We start from the raw sequence: 21,726 nt of genomic DNA on the forward strand, positions 1-21,726 counted from the left end.
GAAAGTTTCGCGTCAAGTAGCGGCGGAGGAGAATAGATATGCGGTTCCTAATATTGGCTGCGCTGTGCCTGGGGATGGTGGGAACAGCGCGGTGCGAAGAGACTGTCACATTCAAATGCGCCGTCAAAGATTATGAGTGGAACAGCCCCTATGATAAGAAGGACAAGGAGGTGGAGGAACTCAGCCGGAATAAAATATTCGAGATAACCGATGCGGGAGATCGGCTGAGGGTAAGATCAACCACAAAAAACGGCTACACTAGCGGAGTTGATTTTTTTATTATTGGGCGAAATAGTTCCTACATACTGGCGACAAGAAATGCCATGAATATTGGAGTCGGAACAATTGTTCTGGGATTGGGCGTGCAGCCAAATCCAGAAACGGGGAATATAGTCGCGACGCTGACGGACCAGACCTTCAAAGCCGTCTTTGTATTTCATCTCCTTTGTGATCAAAACTGAGCAGCAGAATAGAAGCGCCAACCAGCTTCTCTCGAAGGACTTGGCGAAGGGACAAGCATGCCGGCAGCCGATCCCGACCTGGAGTTCTTTCGCACCCTCGAACAGAAGCTGCACCGCCCCGAGGTGCGACGGTCGCCTGATGCCGTACGCGCGCTCCTCGCCGATGAGTTCATCGAGTTCGGCAGTTCCGGTACGGTCTACGACAAGGCTTCGATCGTGGCCGCCTTGGTCGAGGAATCCACTGCCGAAGCAGCTCTCGTTCCGGACGTGCATCACTTCGCCGTTCAATCCATCGCTCCGGACGCCGTGCTCGTAACCTACCGAAGCAGCCGTCGCTACCCCGACGGGACAGGTACAAGAACCACGCTGCGCAGTTCCATCTGGAAGCTGATCGATGGTCGCTGGCAGATGCTGTTTCACCAGGGAACGGTTGTTCCGTCTCCCTGAAGCTTGGCCTCCATCGCAGTTGGCTTCGTCAGCCTTTGGCGACTGACGCCCGCCGCCACAGAAACGCTGCCGACAGGGAACCATCCTTGCCCATCGCCGTTGCGAGTCTGCCGAAATCGCCACTGCCGCGATGTCGCCGGTACTGCTGTCATCCAGCGAAGTGTGCCTGTTGTCCGAGAACGGGGAGCCCAGCATGCGAACAGTCAAGACGGATACCCTCGAGATCGCCTATCTGGAGTCCGGACCGACCGAGGGTTGGCCGGTGGTACTCTCGCATGGCTTTCCCTATGACCCGCACGCCTATGACGAGGTCTCGCCTCGCCTGGCGGAAGCGGGTGCCAGGGTGATCGTTCCCTATCTGCGCGGCTTCGGGCCGACACGGTTCCTGTCGGACTCCACCATGCGCAGCGGCGAGCAGGCTGCCCTCGGCAAGGACCTCATCGATCTCCTCGACGCCCTCGGTATCGAACGGGCCGTTCTCGCCGGATATGACTGGGGTGGCCTCGCCTCCTGCGTGGCGACAGCCCTGTGGCCGGAGCGGGTGACGGCCCTGGTATCCTATGCCGGCTACGACGTCATCGACGTGGAGCGACTCGGCCATGCCTATGCGCCAGGTCTCGAACTGGCGGTCTGGTATCAGCATCTGTTCCAGCAGGAGCGCGGCCGGGAATGCCTGTCGCTGCACCGGCGCGAACTGTGCCGCATCCTGTGGCAGCAGTGGTCGCCGACCTGGGCCTTCGACGACGCGACCTTCGAGCGAACGGCCGTCTCCCTGGACAACCCGGATTTCGTCGACGTGGTGATCCACGCCTATCGCTTCAGCTTCGGTCTGGCGGCGGGTGACCCGGAGCTCGCTGCGCTGGAAACCCGGTTGGCGGGAAAACCGCCCATCACCGTTCCCGCCGTCACGCTCGATGGCACGCAGGATCCGCTGAAACCGGGCGGCACCGCCGACCATGCTTCGATGTTCAAAGGCCGGCACGAACATCGCGTCGTGCAATGCGGGCATAATCTGCCCTGGGAGGCGCCACGCGAGTTCGCCGATGCTGTTCTCACCGTGCAAGCGTGGACTGACGAGGCCGTCCGCGCCTGACGATGGAGAGCTCTACCTTCCCCGCCTCAGCCCTCGCTGCCCCAAGAGAATGCTGGCGAAGATCAGGGCGATACCCAGCCATTGCAGGAGCGACAGGGTCTCGTTCTTGAACAGCCAACCGAGCGCAACGGCCGTCACCGGGCTGAGGAAACCGAGCTGTGCCACGAGGTTGGGATTGAGCCGGGCGACGCCACGGAACCAGATGAGGTAGGTGAGGCCGGCGCCGATCAGGCCGAGGTATGCGATGCCGACCAGGTTATGAGCCGTGAAACCGGCGAGCGCCGGAAGGTTGCCGATGAGCGCCGGCAGCAGCAGGATGCCGCCCGCCGTCAGTTGCCAGGCGGTGAAGGTGAGCAGCGGTACCGGCGGCTGCCAGCGCCGCGTCAGTACGGTGCCCAGCGCCATCGACAAGGCGCCGGCCAGGCCCGCCACGATACCGGTGGCATCGAGCGCCGCGCTAGGCTTCAGGATCAACAGGCCAACACCCAGGGCACCGCCCACCGCGGCGGCGATCGACACGGTTCTGACCGGCGTCCCCACGAAAAACCGCGCCAGGAACACCACGACCAGCGGCTGGACCGCCCCCACCGTGGCGGCGACGCCGCCCGGCAGCCGATAGGCGGCGGTGAACAGCATCCACCAGAAGAAGGAGAAGTTGAGCGCGCCCAGCAGAAAGACGCGCGGCCACCAGATGCCGACAGGCAGTTGACGGGTGATCAAAAGCAGCAGCAGGCCAGCCGGCAAAGCCCTGAGGAGCGAGACCAGCAGTGGATCGAGCCCCGGCAGATAGGTCACCGTCACGATATAGGTGCTGCCCCAAATGAGCGGCGCCAGGGCGGTCAGCGCGATGTCGGAAAGCCGGTGCATGATCACTCCAATTATCTCGACATCAAGATAAATCGACAAATCTTGCCGTCAAGAGATCGTCCGATCACACCTCCGGCATGAACGGCTAAGCCGCCGTCCGCGTCGGCACGATCGCGCCTCAGCCTGCCGACCGTGGCGGGCCAGACGTTGGGTAAGATGCCGGCCGGTCACGGAAATCGGGTGGGCGCAACGCAGCGAACATGACAAGCTGCCACGTCTTTCCTCGCCCGAGTCCTTCCCATGAAATGCCTCGTCGTCGTCGCCCACCCGTTGCCGGACAGTCTCTGCCGGTCGCTGGCCCGCTTTGCCACGGAACGGCTGGAAGCGGCCGGCCATCAGGTGGTCGTCGAGGATCTCTATGGCGCCGGCTTCGATGCCGCGCTGACCGAGACCGAACGCCGCAGCTATTACGCCGCCGCCTTCGACGCCTCGGCTTTGGCAGGCGAAGCGGCCCGGCTCACCGAGGCCGAGGCGCTGGTGTTGGTGTTTCCCACCTGGTGGTATGGCTTTCCGGCCATCCTGAAGGGCTGGTTCGACCGCGTCTGGTCGCCGGGCATCGCCTTCGACCACGCGGCGAATTTCGGCCCGATCAAGCCGCGCCTCAAGCTTGCTCGCGTGCTGGCGATCACCACGCTCGGCTCGCCCTGGTGGATCGACACGCTGGTGCTGTGGCAGCCGGTGCGGCGCATCCTGCGCATTGCCATTCTCGGCGCCTGTGCCCGCGGCGTCCGCTTCGCCATGCTGTCGCTACACTCGGCCGAGAAGCCGACCCCGGAACGGGTGACGCGTTTCGAGCAGCGCATCGCCAACGTCCTCGACCGGTGGCGGCAGGCTGAGGAATCGCCTCCTCTCAGGCTATGACGGCAGTCTCGGCCGACTTATCGGACCGCACAAGGACCATGCACACCACGCCGAAGACGAGAACGAGCGCCAGAACGTCGAGGCCGATACGATAGTCGGCGGTCGCGCTCTTCAGCCACCCCATGATGTACGGCCCGAAAAAGCCGCCGGTGTTGCCGATCGAGTTGATCAACGCCACGCCGACGGCGGCGGCGAGGCCACCCATGCGCGCGGTGGTGAACGCCCAGAACGGCCCGATCACCGACCAGAGCCCGATCAGCGCCAGCGACAACGCGACGAGGCTGCCGATAAGGCCGGTGGCCGCACCGGCAAGAACGCAGCCGATCGACGCCAGGACGAGCGCGCCGATCACATGCAGCTTTCGCTCGCCAAGGCGGTCGGAATTCCAGCCGATCGCCAGCATGCCCAGAATGGCCGCGAGGAAGGGGATCGCGTTGTACCATCCGAGCAGCGACAGGTCGCTGCCGCCGAGGATCTCCTTCAGGATCTGCGGCATCCAGAAGGCCACGCCATACATGCAGAGCACCATGCAGAAATAGACGATGCCCAGAAGACCCACCTTCCAGAACAGGTCGCGCCCGATCAGGTTGAACTGGTGTAGTTCCAGGTATCCCGCTTCCCGGTCCAGGGCGGTCTGGAGCGCCGACTTCTCTCCGTCCGTCAGCCATTTCGCCGCCTTGGGCGTATTCGGCAGCGCAAAGAGAACCAGCACCCCCAGAACGATCGCCGGTATTCCTTCGAGGGCAAACAACCATTGCCAGCCGCGCAAGCCCCACAGGCTGTCCAGCCCGAGGAGTGACATCGACAGCGGGCTGCCCACCAGTCCAGCCACCGCCGTCGAGGACGCGAGGATCGACAGCGCCCGAGCGCGGTCTTTCGGAAGAAGCCACTGATTGAGATAGAGGATCGCGCCCGGCAGGAAGCCCGCCTCGGCGATGCCCAATAGAAAGCGGCAAAGATAAAACGTCGCCTCGTTATGGACGAAGGCCGTCAGCGCGGAAATGACGCCCCAGCTGATCATGATCCTGGAGATCCACAGCTTGGCGCCGACGCGCCGTAGGATGAGGTTGCTCGGTACTTCGAACAGCACGTAACCGGCAAAGAACAGCCCGGCACCGAGGCCATAGGCGGCCGGCGACAGGCCGAGATCCTGGTTGAGCTGAAGCGCGGCAAAGCTGACGTTGATGCGGTCGAGATAGGCCGCCACATAGCCAAGGCAAAGCAACGGCAGAATTCTCAGGGCAACTTTGCCGGAGCTGAACCGCAGGACGTCTTGCATATCGTTCTCACCTTCCGGCACGCGTCGATCAGACCGTCTTTGAGAAATGCCGGACCTTCTGCCTCATAGCGATCTTCAGGCCTCGTGCCGAGAGCTTTCTCTCCGACGATTCTCTCCGTCTGCCAGACGGCGTCGCATTCCCGCCTCGTTGCGTCCCGGTTGATGCCAACCTGCCACGAGTTGCCCCGTTCGGATTGTGGCCTATATTAGGCAAAATTTCGTAGCCGTCCGGAAGGGGACTTCATGCGTAGCGTCACTGCCGTCCATCCTGCCCATCGTGACGACATCGCCGATCTCGTCACCCGCCGGCCACTGCCGGGCCCCGATCTTGAGCAGGTGGACCCCTTCCTGTTCCTCAATCACCATGGCCCGCAGGTCTACCCACCGAACAACCAGGGCCTGCCCTTCGGCCCGCACCCGCACCGTGGCTTCGAGACGGTGACCTTCATCCTGCAGGGCAGCCTGTCGCATCTCGACAGCGGCGGCCACGAGAGCATCATCGAGGCAGGCGGCGTGCAGTGGATGACCGCCGGCTCCGGCCTCGTCCACGCCGAGCTGTCGCCGGATGAGTTCCGGCGCGACGGTGGACCGCTGGAAATCCTCCAGCTTTGGGTCAACCTGCCACCGGCCCTGAAGATGACCGAGCCGCGCTACACCGGCGTGCAGAAGGACGACATTCCCGCTCTATCGATCGCCGCCGGCAACGGCACGCTTCACCTTGTCGCCGGTGAATTTGCCGGAGCCACCGGCCCGATCGAGTCGCTCACCGACGTCTTCATGTCGACCATCGAGTTGAAGGGCGGCGCCAAGACGGCGCTGCAGGTGGAAAAGGGGCGACACGTTTTCCTCTACGTCGTCTCCGGCCGGGTCGATGTCATGGGAACCCAGGTCGACAAGTGGAACCTGGTGGAACTCTCCGACAACGAGGACAGCTTCATCGTCGGCGCCGCCGACGACAGCGTGCTGCTGTTCGGCCACGCCCTGCCGATCGGCGAGCCGGTGGTGGCGCACGGCCCCTTCGTCATGAACACCGAGGATGAGATCAGGCAGGCCTTTGCCGATTACCGCGACGGCAGGTTTGGCGATCCGGCCAAGCTCATCAAGGCGGGAGACTAGCGCTTCTCGTCTTTTCGTTCGGCTGTAATCTCCCCGGTGTCTTCTGGAACCAGCGCGTCGATGATACCATCTTACCAATTAAGCATCGATCGAAGGACGGTAGCACTATGTCTGCGACAGCTAAGCTTTCTTCCAAATTCCAGATCTCCATTCCCAAGGAAGTTCGCGCAGAGCAGAAATGGGAGGCGGGACAGGAATTCGCGTTCATTCCCAAGGGGACTGGCGTTCTGCTCATTCCGGTGCCGAAGCTCAAGGACCTCGTTGGCGTCGCAGCCGGGATAGATACAGATGGCTACCGCGACCGCGAGGATCGGTATTGATGCGTGTCGTGGATACCTCCGCATGGATTGAATACCTAAGCGATTCCCATGCAGGGCGGATTGTCGGGCAAGAACTCCCCTCGCCGGAGAACTGGATTGTTCCCACGATCGTCCAGCTCGAACTTGTGAAGTTCTTCACCCGCAAAGTCGGTGAACGCACGGCTGACGAAGTGTTCGCGATCAGCCAAGGATATGCGGTCATCCCGCTCGATGCCAAGATCGCATTTGCGGCCGCCGAGGTGTGCAGGCTGTACAGACTGGCTACCGCCGACGCCATTATTTACGCCACCGCACAGCGACTCGGCGCCGATCTTCTGACCTGCGACGCACATTTCAAAGAGTTGGATGGTGTCCGCTACGTGCCGAAATCGGCCGCTGCGGTAAAACCTGACGAGGCAGGCTCCTAGCCCTTCTCACCCTTCCACCGCTCGGCCCGCGCATCGTCGTGGGCCTTCGCTTCCACCCAGCCACCTTCGCTTCGGTCGGCCGGGTGCTCCTTCTTCCAGAAGGGGGCGCGGGTCTTGAGGAAGTCCATCACATAGTCGCAGGCGGCAAAGGCGGCGTCGCGGTGGCTCGACGATACCGCCACCAGCACGATGCGCTCGCCCGGCTTGATGCGGCCACCGCGATGGACGACGGTGATGGCGTAAAGCGGCCAGCGGGCGACGGCTTCGTTGACCACGCGGCCGATCTCTGCCTCGGCCATGCCGGGATAGTATTCCAGCTCCAGCGCAGCGAGCCGGCCGCCTTCGTCGCGGCAATAGCCGACAAAGCTGGTCACCGCGCCAACGGCAGGGTCGCCAGCCTGCAAGGCATCGATCTCGGCGCCGACGTCAAAATCGTCGGGCCCGACGCGGACGATGATGCGCGGCTCGGTCGCTGCCATGATCAGCCGCCGGTCATCGGTGGAAACAGGGCGATCTCGCGGGCGTCCCCGAGCGCTTCGTCCTGCTCGATATGCAGCTGGTCGACGGCGACGCGGATGGTGTCGGGCGTCTCGAAGGCAAAGGCGTAGGCATCGCCGCGACCCGACAGCCAGCGGACCAGATCGCCGGCCGTCACCACTGTCTCCGGTAGCGCCAGCCGTTCCTCGGACAGCCCGATGCGTTCACGCACCCAGGCGAAATAGCGGATCAGCACCGGCTCACGGCTCATGACCTGCCTCCATCAGATGGACGACGCCACTGCGGAAATAATCATAGCCGGTGTAGAGCGTGACGATGGCCGCCGTCCACAGCATGGCAATGCCGAGCTCAGTGATGCCGGTCACCAGCTTGTCGCCGGTGGGGCCGAGCAGCAGGATGCCGATGGCGATCAGCTGCAGCGTCGTCTTCCACTTGGCGAGGCGGCTGACCGGCACGCTGACCTTGAGATCGGCGAGGAATTCCCGAAGGCCGGACACGAAGATCTCGCGCATCAGGATGATCACCGCCGCCCACAGCGAGAAGCCGCCGATGGTGCCGTAATAGGTGAGCACCAAGAGGCAGACCGACACCAGGAGCTTGTCGGCGATCGGGTCAAGCATGCGACCAAGCGTCGATTGCTGCTTCCACAGGCGCGCCAGATAGCCGTCGAAATAGTCGGTGATCGACGCGGCCGCGAACAGGCCGAAGGCCAGCCAGCGCCCAGCGTCACCCTCGATGTAGAAGGCGGCGACCACCGCCGGCACGGCGACGATGCGGAGATAGGTGAGGATGTTGGGCAGGGACCAGACGAATTTCATAGCGCCGACATATGTTGATCCGCCAAAGACATTGCACGATGTCCCTGTCAGGGCAAGGGTCGGCAGCCGCCGAAAGTCAGCGCGGTAAATGTTCGACGTTCACCGTGGCGTGAAGCCATCACCAGGAGACACCGGTCACGAAGATGTGGCTCTCCCGCACTTGAAAAGAAACCGACCAATCGGTATCTTTCGCGCCGATTTCAGGAGCTCTCCATGAACCCCGCCCTCTCCGCCTACGGCTTTCTCGCGCTTGCCATCCTCTCCGAGGTGACGGGATCGTCGCTGCTGCAGAAGAGCGAGCAGTTCTCCAAGGCGCTGCCCACCCTGGGCATGGCCATCTGTTTCACCGCCGCCTTCTTCTTCCTGTCGCAGGCCCTCAAGGTGATCCCGCTCGCCATCGCCTATGCGATCTGGAGCGGCGTCGGCATCGTGCTGACCGCCACCATCGGTTTCTTCGTTTTCCGTCAGGCGCTCGACACCTGGGCGCTGTTCGGCATGAGCCTGATCGTGCTAGGCACCATCGTCCTCAACACGATGTCGCGCAGCACAGTTCACTGAGATGGAAACCGACGCTCCGGAAACCGGCTATCGGCGCAAGAAGCGGCCCGAGCTCGTCCACCGCGCCCTGCTGGATCACGCCGCCAGGCTGGCTGTCGAACACGGGCTCGCCGCTGTCACCGTTCAGGCCGTCGCCGAGGCGGCTGGGGTCACCAAGGGCGGTCTGCTGCATCATTTCCCCAGCAAGCAGGCGCTGATCAACGCCGTCTTCGCCGATCTCCTGGACGCGCTCGATCGCCAGCTCGATGCGCGGATCGCCGCCGATCCCGAGCCGCACGGCGCCTTCACGCGCGCCTATATCGACTCCGTCTTTGCCATCGAGCCGGAAGGAAACGCCGCCGTCTGGGCGGCGCTCGCCATCTCCATGCTGACCGACCCGCCCTTGCGGCAGCTCTGGGCGGACTGGGTTCAAGACCGCCAGGAACGCCACCGCGACACCGACGGCACGCTGGCGCTCGCCGCCATCCGCCTCGCGGCGGACGGCATATGGCTCGCCGATCTCACCGGCGTCACCGTCGAGAAACGGACAGAGATGCGCGACTTCCTCCTTCGGGGGACCACGGTCTAGAATAGCCACCCGAAGCGGTGGCTTGGGTGACCGCAGCCGAACAATGGCGATTGCAACTCCGACCGCGCAGGATAAAGCTGGCGAAGTTGCTCGTCATCCGAGGCGTCATGATCACAACATCTCCCCGCCGTTCCGTTCTGGTCCGCAGCTTTCATGCCCTGAGGATCAGGCCGCGCCTCATCACCGGCATGGTGATCGGCATCATCGCAGGCTTCATCTCGTCCATCGCCTTCAAGGGCCAAATCCATCTGCTGATCGGCTGGGATACCGGCATCGGCTTCTATCTCGTGACGACCTGGGCGATGATGATCAGGTCCAATGTCCATCAACTAAGGGTGCGCGCCGCCCGCCACGACGAAGGTGAGTGGACGATCATCCTGCTGTCGATTGCCGCCTCCCTGTCGAGCCTCATCGCCATCGTCGCCGAGCTGATGCGTGCCCATGCGGACGACCCGTTGAGGGCTTGGCGGGTGGCGGCGGCGGCCGTGACTATTCTGATCAGCTGGCTGTTCATCCACACCATCATGGCCCAGCATTACGCCCACGACTATTATCTGCGCGAGGGCACTGGGCCCCGCCTGATATTCCCCGATCATATCAAGGAACCGGACTACTGGGACTTCGCCTATTTCTCCTTCACCATCGGCGTTGCCGCCCAGACCGCCGATGTCGCCATCGCCACACCGCGCATCCGCCGCGTGGCGCTCGCCCATTCCGTTCTGGCCTTCTTCTTCAACACCGCCATCCTGGCCATGGCCATCAACGTCGGTGCGAGCCTGTTGTGAGGAGTTGAGACATCAGCACTGCGTCGGAGCGTACGGCTCCCGTCGCGAGCCTTTGCTTGGCGCTCAGCCTATTTCCTGGGCGAGCCCGATGAGGAGCCCTTCAGGCCCGCGGATGTAGCAGAGGCGATAGACGTCCTGGTACTGAACAATCTCGCCAACAAGCTGAGCACCGCGTGCGCGAAGCCGTTCGAGCGTCTGATCGAGGTCGTCCACGGCAAACATGACGCGGAGATAGCCGAGGGCGTTGACCGGAGCGTTCCGGTGATCCTCGACGACCGCAGGCTTTAGAAAGCGCGAAAGCTCGAGACGGCTGTGACCATCAGGCGTGCGCATCATGGCGATTTCCACATGCTGGTCGCCCAGCCCCGTGATGCGACCGGCCGATGCGCCTTCTATTGTGGCCCGCCCTTCCAGCTCGAGGCCGAGTTCGCGGAAAAACTCGATTGCCTCTCCGAGGTCCTCAACGACGATTCCCACGTTGTCCATCCGCTTGATCGCCATGTTTCCTCCCCCTGGTGTCACTTCGCCGCGAAGCAAGAGGGACAAGCCGGCGAGCCATTGCGGACTGGTCGCTGGCCGTCACCCTTTCCTGAAAAAGTCGTGGATGGCCTTGGCGGTGGCGGCGGAAATGCCGGGCACCTTTTCGAGGTCGGTCAGCGCCGCCCGCTCGATTTCCTTGAGCGTGCCGAAGTGGTTGAGCAGCGCCCGCTTGCGCGTCGGACCGACGCCGGGGATCTCCTGCAGGCCGCCTTCGGATATCTGCTTGGAGCGCCGTGTCGCATGGCTGCCGTTGGCGAAGCGGTGCGCCTCGTCGCGCAGCCTCTGAATGAAGTAAAGGATCGGGTCGCGGGTCGGCAGCATGAAATCCGGCCGACCCGGCACGAAGAAGCGCTCGCGGCCAGCGTCGCGGTCCGGTCCCTTGGCGACACCCACCAGCGGCACGTCGGTGATGCCCAGTTCGTCGATGATCGATTTCACCGCCGACAGCTGGCCGGCGCCGCCGTCGATCAGCACCAGGTCCGGCCACGGTCCGAAACCGTCCTCGTCGCGCGGCGCCTCGGCCCGGCTGCCGTGTTCCTTGACCAGCCGCGAGAACCGCCGCTCCATCACCTCGCGCATCATGCCGAAGTCGTCGCCCGGCGTGATGTCGGTCGAGCGGATGTTGAACTTGCGATACTGGTTCTTCACGAATCCGCCAGGACCGGCAACGATCATGCCGCCCACCGGATTGGAGCCCATGATGTGGGCATTGTCGTAGACCTCGACGCGCTTCGGCGTCTCGGCAAGTCCGAACACCCGCCCGACACCCTCCAGCAGCTTCAGCTGGCTCGAGGTATCGGCCATGCGGCGGGCCAGCGCCTCGCGGGCGTTCTGCACGGCCTGCTCGACCACGTCCTTCTTCTCGCCGCGCTGCGGCCGCAGCACCTCGACCCGGCGGCCAGCCTTTTCGGACAACGCCTCGGTCATCAGCGCCATGTCCTCGAAGGTGTGGCTGACCAGCACCAACGACGGGCATGGCTTGTCGTCATAGAACTGGGCGATGAACGAGGACAGCGCCTCGCCGGCCTCGGCACCACCCGCCTTGGGGAAGAAGGCGTGGTTGCCCCAGTTCTGGCCGGTGCGGAAGAAGAACACCTCGACGCAGGTCTGCCCGCCCTCCTGATGGACGGCGAACACGTCGGCTTCCTCGATGCCCTGCGGATTGATGCCCTGGCGGCTCTGCACATGGCTGAGCGCGGCGAGACGATCGCGGCAGACGGCGGCCCGCTCGAAATCCAGATTCTCGGCGGCGGTGTTCATCTCGATGGCGAGATGTTCCTTGATCTGGCGGCTCTTGCCGGACAGGAAATCCTTGGCCTCGCGGACCAGCTCGGCATAGCCCGCGGCGTCAATCTCGCCGGTGCAGGGCGCCGAGCAGCGCTTGATCTGGTAGAGCATGCAGGGCCGCGTCCGCGTCTCGAACTCGCCGTCCGAGCAGGTTCGGATCAGGAACGCCTTCTGCATGGCATTGATGGTCGCCGTCACCGCCGAGGCCGAGGCGAAGGGGCCGAAGAAGCTGCCCTTGCGCGAGCGGGCGCCGCGATGTTTGACGAGCTGCGGCGCCGCATGGTCGCCGGTGATCAGGATATAGGGAAAGCTCTTGTCGTCCCGCAGCAACACGTTGAAGCGCGGGCGAAGCTGCTTGATGAGGTTAGCCTCGAGCAGCAGCGCTTCCGTCTCGGTCTTGGTGACGACGAATTCCATCGCCGCCGTCGCCTGCACCATGCGGATGATGCGGGTCGGCAGCTGGCCGAGCCTTGTGTAGTTGGTCACCCGTTTCTTGAGGCTCTTCGCCTTGCCGACATAGAGCACGTCGCCCGACACCGACAGCATGCGATAGACGCCGGGGCTGTTGGGCAACAGGCGCACCATCGCCTGCACCACCTCGACGCCGCGTCGCGTCTCGGCCGTCGACAGGTCGATCTCGCCGCCCTCTTCCTCCACCGCGTCCTCGAGCTCGGGCAGCTCGGCAGTCGGGGCGTCGTCGGCGTCAATATCGGGAATGAGATCGGGATCGTCGGTCATGGGCTCTGGAGCGATGCGCGTTCAAGGGAACGCACACCGCTCTCTCTTTTTGGTGTCGCATCGTTTCTGCGGAAAACCGGTTCCCACTTTTCCGCACGATGCTCTGGGATTCGCGGGCGGCTCAACTAGCATATCAAGGATGGCTGCGTCAGCCGATGGCGGCAGCCCTCATCAAAAAGGAAGGTCCCGGCCGATGAAGCGACCGGGACCTCGTTGATCACCAGACAAAAGGCTCAGGCTTCGCCAACCGTCTCCAGCAGCGCATGGTCGAGCGCCTCCTTGGCGTTGCGGCCACCGCGCACCACGAAATCGAAGGCGAGGCGATGCCGCTCACAGGTGTCGACCGCCGTTTCGATCAGCGCCTCCATCTGTTCCGACGTCACCTCGGCCTGGCCGGTCAGCAGCAGCGTGTTGCGGTACATCACCACGCCCTCCGCCTGCCAGATGTCGAAATGGCCGATCCAGAGCTGCTCGTTGACCAGCGCCAACAGCTTGGTCACCTCGGCCTTGCGGACGGTAGGCACCTTGATATCAAAGGCACAGGCCACATGCAGCGCTTCGATCTCGGAGAGCCAGCTGACCGCGACGTTGTAATCCGCGCCGTCGCCAGCGATGGAGATGGCAATCTCGTCGTCGTCTGAGCGCTCGAACGTCCAATCGTTCTGCGCGGCGAGCAGTTCGATCTCGTCCACGGGATTGGCGGTTCGCTCGGGATGCACGTCGATGAGGGTCATTTTGACCTCCAGGGTTGCCGCTGCGAAACAGCGTGTGCCGATACCGATGTCGACCTTCATTGCTCCGCCAAGGCGAAACGCCGACGCCGACAGCTTTGAGCCAGGGACGGAGAACCGCCAACTGGCAACACCGAAGCGGCCGGAACCGCCCGGAATTCAGCAACCCAACATGCGCCAGTCCGCGATACAGGAGGCGCACGAATCTCACGTTGACTTCAGAATATGCCTGAAGACCGTTGAAACGGAAACCCTTATGGTCCCTCGGCGGTTTCCGCCTCGGCTTCGCTGTGGGAAAGCCGGGTCTCGAGCTCGGCAACACGGGCGGAAAGCCGCTCTACTTCGGCCAACGCACGGGTAGCGATCTCCTGCACCGTCTCGAGGTCCTCGCGGCGAACGAGGTCGAGTTCCGAGGCCAAGCGCTCGCCCTGAGCACGGAAAGCCGAAGACACTTCCCGCCCAGCCGACTGGGCGAACCCGGTGGCGTCGTTCATCAGCTTGGCGAATTCGTCGAAGATGCGTCCCTGGGGGCCGGTCGTCATGGCAGTCGTCTCCCGAGTGGCAGGTCAGACTCTCTATTTGGCCCCTCGCCCGTTTCGCTTCAAGCGGAAGATGATCGAGACGGGAGAAAGGTTCCCTTTCGCCGGAAATCAACGGCAAACGCGGCATGCCCTAGCGAACAATGCCAGATTAACAAGCATTTGCCTAAGTTAAGCCCTCATCAGACTTGACGAAGGACTGAACGCCCATCAATCCTCGCTCGCGGGAATTGCCACCCCGGGGGTTCGCGCCGCCATTCGCCAGAAGGACCACAATGCTTTTTGCCCTGCCCTTCCCGCCGATCAGCCCCGTCCTCGTCGAACTCGGCCCCGTCTCCATCCGCTGGTATGGGCTCGCCTATGTCACCGGTCTGATCTTCGGCTGGTGGTACATCATTCGTCTGGTGGAAACCGAGCGGCTGTGGAACGGCCTCAAGCGTCCGAAGGCCACCGACATCGACGACCTCCTGGTGTGGATGACGCTGGGCGTCGTGCTGGGCGGCCGCGTCGGCTACATCCTGTTCTACAATTTTGCTGCCTACAGCGAGAACCCCTGGGAGATCCTGCAGATCTGGCACGGCGGCATGTCGGTACACGGCGGCTTCATCGGCACGGCCATCGCCCAATACCTGTTCGCCCGCCGGCGCGGCCTCAACGTGCTCACCGTGTTCGACCTGTCGGCTGCCGCCGTGCCGGTCGGCCTGTTCCTTGGCCGCCTTGCCAACTTCGTCAACGGCGAGCTCTACGGCCGGGTCACCGACGTGCCCTGGGCCTTCGTCTTCCCCAATTCCGACGGCCTGCCCCGCCACCCGAGCCAGCTCTACGAGGCTGGCCTCGAGGGTCTGTTGATCTTCACCGTGCTGACGCCGCTGATCTGGAAATCCGGCATCCTCAAGAAGCCCGGCCTTGCCGTCGGCATTTTCGGGTTGATCTACGCCGCCGCCCGCATCCTGGTGGAAACGGTGCGCGAACCCGATCCGCAGGTCGGCTTCCTCGCCGGCGGCTTCCTGACCATGGGCATGCTGCTGTCGGCCATCACTGCCGTCGCCGCCCTGGCCCTGGTTGTCCTGGCACTGGGCGGCCGGACGCGGCGGCCGGAACCGTCGTCATGACCGGTCTTGAAGAGAAGATCCGCCGCCTGATCGCCGCCGTCGGCCCCATCTCGGTCGCCGACTACATGAGCCTCGTGCTGTCCGATCCCGAGCACGGCTATTACACCACCCGCACCGCCATCGGCCTCGAGGGCGATTTCATCACCGCGCCGGAAATCAGCCAGATGTTCGGCGAATTGATCGGCATCTGGTGCGTCGCCGCCCATGAGGCGCTCGGCCGGCCGCAACGCCTGTCGCTGGTCGAACTCGGTCCGGGGCGCGGCACGCTGATGGCCGACCTGCTCCGCGCCGGCCGCGTCGATCCCGGCTTCATCCGCGCCGCCGAGGTACACCTCGTCGAGATCAGCCCGGAGCTGCGCCGCCGGCAGGAGGCCCGCCTCTCCGGCCTGGCCAGCCCCGTCTGGCACGACCGCATCGACGACCTGCCGGACGGGCCGCTGATCGTCATCGCCAACGAGTTCTTCGATGCCCTGCCGATCCGCCAGTTCGTCCGCAGCGAACGCGGCTGGCGCGAGCGCGTCGTCGGCCTCGATGAACGGGACAATCTCGCGTTCGGCATCGGCGCCGCCGCCCCCGACCTCGCCTTGCTGCCAGCGGGTGCCAGCGAGGCATCCATCGGTGCTGTGGCCGAGATCAACCGCCCGGCCGAGGCGATCGTCGCCACCCTCGCCCATCGCCTCGTCCAGCATGGCGGCGCCGCGCTGATTTTCGACTACGGCCACCTGAAAAGCGGCTTTGGCGAGACGCTGCAGGCCGTGCGGTCCCACCACTATGCCGACCCGCTCAGTGAGCCCGGCGAGTGCGATCTCACCGCCCACGTCGATTTCGATCGCCTCGCCCAAGCAGCGGTCGCCGAGGGCGCCAGTGTGCTTGGACCAATCACCCAGGGCGATTTCCTCATCACCATGGGCCTCGTCGAAAGGGCCGGTGCCCTTGGCAGCGGTCGGAGCGAAGAGGAACAACAGAACATCGTCGCGGCCGTGGAGCGACTGGCCGGCCCGGAAGAAATGGGCACGCTGTTCAAGGCAATGGCCGTGACGCACCCGCCGATGGAACTGCCCGGTTTCTAAAGGGGACGCCAACGAAGCCGAGCCATCCGGACAATGTCATGCTCTTTCCCAAACCCCGCCCGAAAATGGTCGCGTTTGCATTGTCCCTAGAGGGACATAGACCGCGTCCAACGCCCTCTCCCGGAATACCCAGATGATCGTCCGTTCGCCCGTCCTCTCGGCCCTCCCCGGCATACGCCATGGCTGGTTCACCCGCGAGGGCGGCGTGTCGGGGGGGCTCTATGCCAGCCTCAACACCGGCTACGGTTCCAACGACGAGCGGGCCAACGTCACGGAAAACCGCGGCCGCATCGCCGATGCCGTCGGCGTCCCCCGCAACAAGCTGGTCACCCTCTATCAGGTGCACTCGCCCGACGTCGTGGTGGTCACCGAGCCCTGGGCCGTCGAAAACAATCCGGAAGCCGACTCCTTGGTAACCCGCGTTCCCGGCATTGCGCTCGGCACCAGCCACGCCGACTGCGGGCCGGTGCTGTTCGCCGACGCCGAGGCGCGGGTGATCGGCGCCGCTCATGCCGGCTGGAAAGGCGCCTTCACCGGCGTTTTGGAGGCGACCATCGACGCCATGGTCCAACTCGGCAGCCGGCGCGGCGACATCATGGCCAGCCTCGGTCCGACCATTTCCGCCGCCGCCTACGAGGTGGGGCCGGAATTCGTCGCCCGCTTCCGCGAGGCCGGCGAGGCGATCGATCGTTGGTTCGTACCGTCGAAGCGAGCGGGGCACGCCATGTTCGATCTGCCGGGCTACATCATCTTCCGGCTGGAGCGGGCTGGCATCCGCGCCACCAATTTGGGCCTGTGCACCTTCGGCGACGAGGCGCGCTTCTTCTCTTACCGCCGCATGACGCTGAACGGCGAGGCCGACTATGGCCGGCACCTGGCGGCCATCGCGCTCGAAGGGCCCTGATGCCGGTTGGGCCATTGCCCTCAACCAAGGGATAGGCAACGCAAAAACGGTTTTCAGACGGACCGAAAAATGCTCTAACGGCACACGGCTGTGATTTGCCGGGAGGCGGATGGATGGGTTTCATGAGCGGAACGAAGCGCACCGGATCAATCCGGATGTCGGGCGCCGTCCTGGCAATCGCCCTCGCCTCCGTGCTCACGGCCTGCCAGTCGACCGCGCCCGTTCGCCCGAAGCCGGCCGTCCTTGCCGGGCCGACGGTGCCGGCGCCGCCGGAGGCGACGCAGCCGTCCGTGCCGGCCGTGCCGGCCGCCATTGCCACGTTCTCCTTCGATCAGATCAAGGGCGTGCCGACCGACAAGCAGCAGGATTTGGCGAAAGCCATCGCTAAATACGCACAACAGCGCAACCTGCACCTCGTGCGCCGCATCGACACCACGGCCACCTACCACGTTTGGGGATATCTCTCGGCCGTCGGCGGCGATGTTGGCACCAACGTGACCTATGTCTGGGACATCATCGATCAGAGCGGCAACCGTGTGCTGCGCTTCTCCGGCGTCGAAATCGCCGGTGGCGTCAACGACGACCCATGGCAGGGCGTGTCCGGCGGTACCCTCGACACCGTCGCTGCTCGCACCGTCGAGGACGTTTACGCCTGGATCAATCGCCTGCCACAGCCGTCGATGGCCGGGGCGCCGGCCGCTCAAGCCGGTGTCGGCGCGACCAAGCCGCCTGCCGGTACGCTTTAACCTTATAAGCCAGCGCATAACGTCGACGACATGGCAGCATTCGCGAGATCGCGTGTTTACGCGCCCCTGTCGCGCTGCTAAAAGGCGCGCGAAACCAGCCAGCCAGCCGGTCGCTGCCCCCTCCCTCACCTGGGGCGGCATGGTCTTTTCGCGAGGTCGACGTTCATGAAACTTGTCGCTGGAAACTCCAACCCGAAGCTGGCCGAACAGGTCTCCGAATATCTCGAGCGACCGCTCACCAAGACCTCGGTCCGGCGCTTCGCCGACCAGGAAATTTTCGTCGAGATTCTCGAGAACGTCCGCGGCGAGGACGTGTTCGTTCTTCAGTCGACCAGCTACCCGGCCAACGACAATCTGATGGAGCTGTTGATCATCACCGACGCGCTCCGTCGCTCGTCGGCCAAGCGCATCACCGCCGTACTGCCCTATTTCGGCTACGCCCGGCAGGACCGCCGCTCGCAGGGCCGTACGCCAATCTCGGCCAAATTGGTCGCCAACCTGATCACCAATGCCGGCGTCGACCGCGTCCTTACTCTCGACCTGCACGCCGGCCAGATCCAGGGCTTCTTCGACATCCCCACCGACAACCTGTTTGCCGCGCCGGTCTTCGTGCGCGACATCAAGGAGCGCTACGCCACCGATAACGTGGTGATCGTGTCGCCGGACGTCGGCGGCGTGGTGCGTGCCCGCGCCCTCGCCAAGCGCATCGACGCGCCGCTGGCCATCGTCGACAAGCGCCGCGAACGCCCGGGCGAATCCGAGGTGATGAACATCATCGGCGCCGTCGATGGCCGCGACTGCATCCTGGTCGATGACATCGTCGATTCCGGCGGCACGCTGTGCAACGCCGCCGACGCGCTGCTGCTGAAGGGCGCCAAGTCGGTCACCGCCTACGCGACGCACGGCGTGCTGACGGGCGGCGCCATCGCCCGCATCGATGCTTCCAAGCTGAAGGAAATGGTGTTCACCAACTCCATCCAGCCGACCGAGGATTTCGTGGCCAGTCCGAAGCTGCGCTCGATCTCCATCGCCCCGCTGATCGGCGAAGCCATCTCGCGCACCGCCGCCGAGCAGTCGGTGTCGAGCCTGTTCATTTAAGGGATTGGGCGGCCAAAGGGCTGCCCGAGTTCGGTCAGATTTAACGCCATGGTTCGTTCTGCGGGCCATGGCGTTTCTGTTTCTGCATCACCCCTTGAGCCGTTCCAGCATCTCAAAGCAGGCGCGGCTGTTGTGATAGGGACATTTCCAGGGGCCGGCGAGACAGGCGTCGGCATCCTCGGCCGACGTATAGGGCCGGCCGTCCGGCGTCAGCTTGGCGTGCCATTCGCCATGCGCGCGGTCAGCCACATGATCGCGGATAAAGGCCCAGACATCGCGCACCGCATCGCCGAACGCCGGATTTCCCGTCATATCCCAGGCATTCTGAAAGCCGACCAGCGCCTCGGCCTGCGGCCACCAATGCTTGTCGGCATCGATCAGCCGGCCGTCGCCGTGCGCTTCGTAATGAAGGCTGCCGTCGGCATCGCGCCCCTCCGCCAGCGTTCGCTCGGCCATCAGGATGGCAGCCGCCCTCGCCCTGGCGATCAGCGCCTCGTTGCCGAGCACCTCGGCCGCCTCGACAAGCAGCCAGCTGCCTTCGATATCATGGCCGTAGGAGATGTGATCGTTCAGCGACCGCCAGTCCATGTCGAAGAACAGCTTGAAATGGCCGGTCTGGCCGTCGACGACGCGGTCGAGTGTGACGGCGATAAGCTCGGCCTGCCGCGCTACCAGCGCCGGGTCGCGCCATATGCGGAGCAGGTTGGTGTAGGCCTCCATGATATGGAGGTGGGTGTTCATCGACTTCGGGCTGTTGAGATCCTTGTCGGATAGCCGCATGTCGGAGAGCGGCCCCCAGGCACGGTCGAGCGCCTCGATATAGCCGCCGCGCTCGCGGTCGGCGGCGTGCTTCTCGATCAGCCGGAACAGATCGATCGCCAGCTTCAGGCTGTCGCGGTCGCCGGTGGCGCGGGCATATTCGGAAAAGGCGTAGATGGCAAAGGCCTGGGCGTAGATCTGCTTGCGGTCAGACACCGGATGCCCCTCGGCGTCGAGTAGCCAGTGGATTCCGCCATGCTCGCCGTCGAGGAAGCGTGTCCTGAGATAGTCGAAGGCCCAGTCGGCAGTGGCACGATAACTGGCGCCGAGCACCCGCGTTGCGGTGGCGAAGGTCCAGAGAATGCGGGCGTTGACGACCGAGGCGCGCGGCGCGCCTTTATCAACGATACCATTGCAGTCGGCAGCACCGAAAAACCCGCCCTGCGGATCGCGCATACGCCCGTGCCAGAACGGCAGGATATTGTCGGTCAGCTCGCGCAAAACCTCCGCCCGCCTGCCCTTGCCGTCCGTCGCCATGGCCTTCCGCTCCTGTCCGGCCGGACGCGAAGGCCCGGCCCGGTCTTCCTAAACGTTTTCATCAGGAATTCCAGACCGAAGAAATTCGAAGCGCCGGCGCGCATCAGAGCGTGGAGCGCCGCGCGAGGTCAGCCATCGAATGAGCGATCGTTCTGCCCAGGGAGGCCTGGAACATCGCATAGTTCTTCTTGGCCTGCTGATAGCTCGCCGCCGAACTGACGAGTGTTATCAGAAAATGGCTATTGGAGCCGGCCGGCATATGTGCGGATAGATGGCCGCTATGGAAAAAATCGGCGGTAAACCCTGGAGCGGGCAACGGTCGCCAATGGGTCGGTCGGCCCTTCTTGTCGATCGCATTCGGATATTCGCACGTTTCGTAACTGCCGGCATTTTTGCAGGTGATGGGCAGGCGAGGTTCTTTTTGCTTCGCGCGAATATCGGCTTTGGTCGGGGCCGGCAGATCATGAAAGTGGAAGCTAACGATCGAATCTTTGCCGCAGATCTTGGGTGAGACACAGTAATAAAAAACGGTTTCCGTTTCCGCCACCTTGGTTACCCAGCCTGGAAATATGGGCGATGGCACGGGCTGGTCCTCGGCGGCAGCGGGGAAGGCGGCGGCTGACAGACAGGCAAACGCGACGGCGGCGGCAAAGGATCTCATATCGGCACCATGCAGCAACACTTTCAACGAGATGTTTGTAACCGGAAGTAGTGGGAAGAATCCATCCTCGCCCTTCGACTGATCCCATCCTTCCTATGCGCTTCGCCCGGAAAATCCCGCATTCCCTTGCCTTCCCCGGCCGTTTCCGCTATAGCGCCCGCATCCGCGCCGACCCCCCTGGAGGGAGCGTCGGATCGGTGTCGGCCGCGTGGCCGCCGCCGCCAGTACTCCGAATTAGAAAGCACGAGAAAATGGCTCAGACCTACGAGCTCATCGCCTCGCCGCGCGACCGGGTGGGAAAGGGGTCCGCCCGTGCCCTGCGCCTCGAAGGCAAGACGCCCGCCGTCGTTTATGGCGACAAGCAGCCGCCGCTGGCGATCGCTGTCGATACCAAGGAAACCTTCCTCAAGCTGCACGCCGGCGGCTTCATGACCCACGTCGTCACCCTCAAGGTTGACGGCAAGGAGATCAAGGCTCTGCCGCGCGACTACCAGCTCGACCCGGTGACCGACACCCTCGTCCATGTCGACTTCATCCGCGTCTCCGACACCACCAAGGTGTCTGTCAACGTGCCGGTGCACTTCGTCGGCCAGGACAAGTCGGTCGGCATCAAGCGTGGTGGCGTTCTGAACATCACCGCCCACGAAGTGGCGCTGCTGGTTTCCGCCAACAACATTCCCGAGCACCTGACCGTCGATATCGGCGCGCTCAACATCGGCGATTCCGTGCACATCTCCGGCGTGACGCTGCCGGAAGGCGCGACGCTGATCGGTCATGACGACTTCTCCGTCGCCGCGATCGTCGGCTCGGCGGCCGGTACCTCGGAAGAGACCGCTGCTCCGGCCGAGGCCGAGGCTGCTGCTGCGCCGGCCCCCAAGGCCTGATTGCTTCGGTCTTAAGCCTGACATTCGGGGTTCCGGTCGCGA

27 protein-coding genes are annotated in these 21,726 nt (G+C 63.9%); 16 read left to right on the top strand and 11 right to left on the bottom strand.

What is annotated here, in order from left to right; genetic code table 11:
- The first annotated feature begins 38 nt into the window (after positions 1–38).
- From G522_RS0116955 to G522_RS0116965, 3 genes are all read left to right on the top strand, one after another.
- Positions 39–461, top strand: a complete 423-nt coding sequence (locus G522_RS0116955; protein ID WP_026792064.1) for a hypothetical protein — start codon at positions 39–41, stop codon at positions 459–461.
- Positions 462–518: 57 nt separating this feature from the next.
- Positions 519–908 (top strand): nuclear transport factor 2 family protein, encoded by a 390-nt coding sequence (locus tag G522_RS0116960; protein ID WP_026792065.1) that lies wholly within the window; start codon positions 519–521, stop codon positions 906–908.
- Between the two features lie 193 nt (positions 909–1,101).
- Positions 1,102–2,001 carry an alpha/beta fold hydrolase gene (locus G522_RS0116965; protein ID WP_026792066.1) on the top strand — a complete coding sequence of 300 codons (900 nt, stop codon included), beginning with the start codon at positions 1,102–1,104 and terminating at the stop codon, positions 1,999–2,001.
- Positions 2,002–2,013: 12 nt separating this feature from the next.
- On the opposite strand, the gene G522_RS0116970 is transcribed toward G522_RS0116965, so the two are convergent.
- A complete protein-coding gene (locus G522_RS0116970; RefSeq protein WP_026792067.1) occupies positions 2,014–2,868 on the bottom strand; it encodes a DMT family transporter in 855 nt (284 codons plus the stop codon).
- 240 nt (positions 2,869–3,108) lie between these two features.
- Here G522_RS0116970 and G522_RS0116975 point away from each other — a divergent pair, with 240 nt between their 5' ends.
- Positions 3,109–3,729 (top strand): NAD(P)H-dependent oxidoreductase, encoded by a 621-nt coding sequence (locus G522_RS0116975; RefSeq protein ID WP_026792068.1) that lies wholly within the window; start codon positions 3,109–3,111, stop codon positions 3,727–3,729.
- On the opposite strand, the gene G522_RS0116980 is transcribed toward G522_RS0116975, so the two are convergent.
- Positions 3,719–5,008 (bottom strand): MFS transporter, encoded by a 1,290-nt coding sequence (locus tag G522_RS0116980; RefSeq protein WP_026792069.1) that lies wholly within the window; start codon positions 5,006–5,008, stop codon positions 3,719–3,721. The two genes, G522_RS0116975 and G522_RS0116980, sit on opposite strands and share 11 nt — an antisense overlap.
- Positions 5,009–5,251: 243 nt before the next feature.
- On the opposite strand from G522_RS0116980, the gene G522_RS0116985 reads away from it, so the two are divergent.
- From G522_RS0116985 to G522_RS0116995, 3 genes are all read left to right on the top strand, one after another.
- Positions 5,252–6,124 carry a pirin family protein gene (locus tag G522_RS0116985; RefSeq protein ID WP_026792070.1) on the top strand — a complete coding sequence of 291 codons (873 nt, stop codon included), beginning with the start codon at positions 5,252–5,254 and terminating at the stop codon, positions 6,122–6,124.
- Positions 6,125–6,231: 107 nt separating this feature from the next.
- A complete protein-coding gene (locus G522_RS0116990; protein WP_026792071.1) occupies positions 6,232–6,444 on the top strand; it encodes an AbrB/MazE/SpoVT family DNA-binding domain-containing protein in 213 nt (70 codons plus the stop codon).
- Positions 6,444–6,851 (top strand): type II toxin-antitoxin system VapC family toxin, encoded by a 408-nt coding sequence (locus G522_RS0116995; protein WP_026792072.1) that lies wholly within the window; start codon positions 6,444–6,446, stop codon positions 6,849–6,851. Before G522_RS0116990 ends, G522_RS0116995 begins: the two co-directional genes overlap by 1 nt.
- On the opposite strand, the gene G522_RS0117000 is transcribed toward G522_RS0116995, so the two are convergent.
- From G522_RS0117000 to pgsA, 3 genes are read right to left on the bottom strand one after another with little or no spacing between them, the layout of a single operon-like run.
- Entirely contained in the window at positions 6,848–7,330 is a 483-nt protein-coding gene (locus tag G522_RS0117000; RefSeq protein WP_036839751.1) for a molybdenum cofactor biosynthesis protein MoaE, read from the bottom strand. The genes G522_RS0116995 and G522_RS0117000 overlap by 4 nt on opposite strands.
- 2 nt (positions 7,331–7,332) lie before the next feature.
- Positions 7,333–7,584, bottom strand: coding sequence for a molybdopterin converting factor subunit 1 (gene moaD / locus G522_RS0117005; RefSeq protein WP_026792074.1), 252 nt, complete (start codon positions 7,582–7,584; stop codon positions 7,333–7,335).
- Positions 7,585–7,588: 4 nt separating this feature from the next.
- The gene (gene pgsA / locus G522_RS0117010) at positions 7,589–8,167 is read right to left on the bottom strand and encodes a CDP-diacylglycerol--glycerol-3-phosphate 3-phosphatidyltransferase (protein ID WP_026792075.1); all 579 of its coding nucleotides are present in this window, start codon (positions 8,165–8,167) and stop codon (positions 7,589–7,591) included.
- Between the two features lie 213 nt (positions 8,168–8,380).
- Between pgsA and G522_RS0117015 the strand changes: the two genes are divergently transcribed.
- The 3 genes from G522_RS0117015 to G522_RS0117025 all read left to right on the top strand — a co-directional run bounded on the left by G522_RS0117015 (position 8,381) and on the right by G522_RS0117025 (position 10,078).
- On the top strand, positions 8,381–8,725 hold the full coding sequence (locus G522_RS0117015) for a DMT family transporter (protein WP_026792076.1): 345 nt from the start codon (positions 8,381–8,383) through the stop codon (positions 8,723–8,725).
- A 1-nt stretch (position 8,726) separates the two neighbouring features.
- On the top strand, positions 8,727–9,293 hold the full coding sequence (locus G522_RS27345) for a TetR/AcrR family transcriptional regulator (RefSeq protein ID WP_036839753.1): 567 nt from the start codon (positions 8,727–8,729) through the stop codon (positions 9,291–9,293).
- A gap of 107 nt (positions 9,294–9,400) precedes the next feature.
- Positions 9,401–10,078, top strand: coding sequence for a DUF1345 domain-containing protein (locus G522_RS0117025; RefSeq protein WP_051228722.1), 678 nt, complete (start codon positions 9,401–9,403; stop codon positions 10,076–10,078).
- Between the two features lie 63 nt (positions 10,079–10,141).
- Here G522_RS0117025 and G522_RS0117030 read toward each other — a convergent pair whose 3' ends face one another.
- From G522_RS0117030 to G522_RS0117045, 4 genes are all read right to left on the bottom strand, one after another.
- Entirely contained in the window at positions 10,142–10,579 is a 438-nt protein-coding gene (locus G522_RS0117030; protein ID WP_026792078.1) for a VOC family protein, read from the bottom strand.
- Between the two features lie 78 nt (positions 10,580–10,657).
- Positions 10,658–12,643, bottom strand: a complete 1,986-nt coding sequence (uvrC, locus tag G522_RS0117035) for an excinuclease ABC subunit UvrC (protein ID WP_084633245.1) — start codon at positions 12,641–12,643, stop codon at positions 10,658–10,660.
- A gap of 233 nt (positions 12,644–12,876) precedes the next feature.
- A complete protein-coding gene (locus G522_RS0117040; protein ID WP_026792080.1) occupies positions 12,877–13,377 on the bottom strand; it encodes a type III secretion system chaperone family protein in 501 nt (166 codons plus the stop codon).
- Between the two features lie 251 nt (positions 13,378–13,628).
- Positions 13,629–13,916 (bottom strand): accessory factor UbiK family protein, encoded by a 288-nt coding sequence (locus G522_RS0117045; protein WP_026792081.1) that lies wholly within the window; start codon positions 13,914–13,916, stop codon positions 13,629–13,631.
- 272 nt (positions 13,917–14,188) lie between these two features.
- On the opposite strand from G522_RS0117045, the gene lgt reads away from it, so the two are divergent.
- The 5 genes from lgt (at position 14,189) to G522_RS0117070 (ending at position 18,843) form a co-directional block, all read left to right on the top strand.
- Positions 14,189–15,025: a prolipoprotein diacylglyceryl transferase gene (gene lgt, locus G522_RS0117050; RefSeq protein ID WP_026792082.1), complete on the top strand. Its 837-nt coding sequence runs from the start codon at positions 14,189–14,191 to the stop codon at positions 15,023–15,025.
- Positions 15,022–16,095, top strand: coding sequence for a class I SAM-dependent methyltransferase (locus G522_RS0117055; RefSeq protein WP_026792083.1), 1,074 nt, complete (start codon positions 15,022–15,024; stop codon positions 16,093–16,095). Before lgt ends, G522_RS0117055 begins: the two co-directional genes overlap by 4 nt.
- A 133-nt stretch (positions 16,096–16,228) precedes the next feature.
- The gene (pgeF, locus tag G522_RS0117060) at positions 16,229–16,999 is read left to right on the top strand and encodes a peptidoglycan editing factor PgeF (protein WP_026792084.1); all 771 of its coding nucleotides are present in this window, start codon (positions 16,229–16,231) and stop codon (positions 16,997–16,999) included.
- 122 nt (positions 17,000–17,121) lie between these two features.
- On the top strand, positions 17,122–17,745 hold the full coding sequence (locus tag G522_RS27350; RefSeq protein WP_156886972.1) for a hypothetical protein: 624 nt from the start codon (positions 17,122–17,124) through the stop codon (positions 17,743–17,745).
- 165 nt (positions 17,746–17,910) lie between these two features.
- Positions 17,911–18,843 carry a ribose-phosphate pyrophosphokinase gene (locus G522_RS0117070; RefSeq protein WP_026792085.1) on the top strand — a complete coding sequence of 311 codons (933 nt, stop codon included), beginning with the start codon at positions 17,911–17,913 and terminating at the stop codon, positions 18,841–18,843.
- A gap of 87 nt (positions 18,844–18,930) precedes the next feature.
- On the opposite strand, the gene G522_RS0117075 is transcribed toward G522_RS0117070, so the two are convergent.
- A complete protein-coding gene (locus tag G522_RS0117075; protein ID WP_026792086.1) occupies positions 18,931–20,139 on the bottom strand; it encodes an AGE family epimerase/isomerase in 1,209 nt (402 codons plus the stop codon).
- A 103-nt stretch (positions 20,140–20,242) separates the two neighbouring features.
- Entirely contained in the window at positions 20,243–20,827 is a 585-nt protein-coding gene (locus tag G522_RS0117080) for a hypothetical protein (RefSeq protein WP_156886973.1), read from the bottom strand.
- 224 nt (positions 20,828–21,051) lie between these two features.
- Between G522_RS0117080 and G522_RS0117085 the strand changes: the two genes are divergently transcribed.
- On the top strand, positions 21,052–21,684 hold the full coding sequence (locus G522_RS0117085; RefSeq protein ID WP_026792088.1) for a 50S ribosomal protein L25/general stress protein Ctc: 633 nt from the start codon (positions 21,052–21,054) through the stop codon (positions 21,682–21,684).
- Positions 21,685–21,726 lie beyond the last annotated feature (42 nt).

Source organism: Pleomorphomonas oryzae DSM 16300 (genome assembly GCF_000422965.1).
GTDB lineage: Bacteria > Pseudomonadota > Alphaproteobacteria > Rhizobiales > Pleomorphomonadaceae > Pleomorphomonas > Pleomorphomonas oryzae.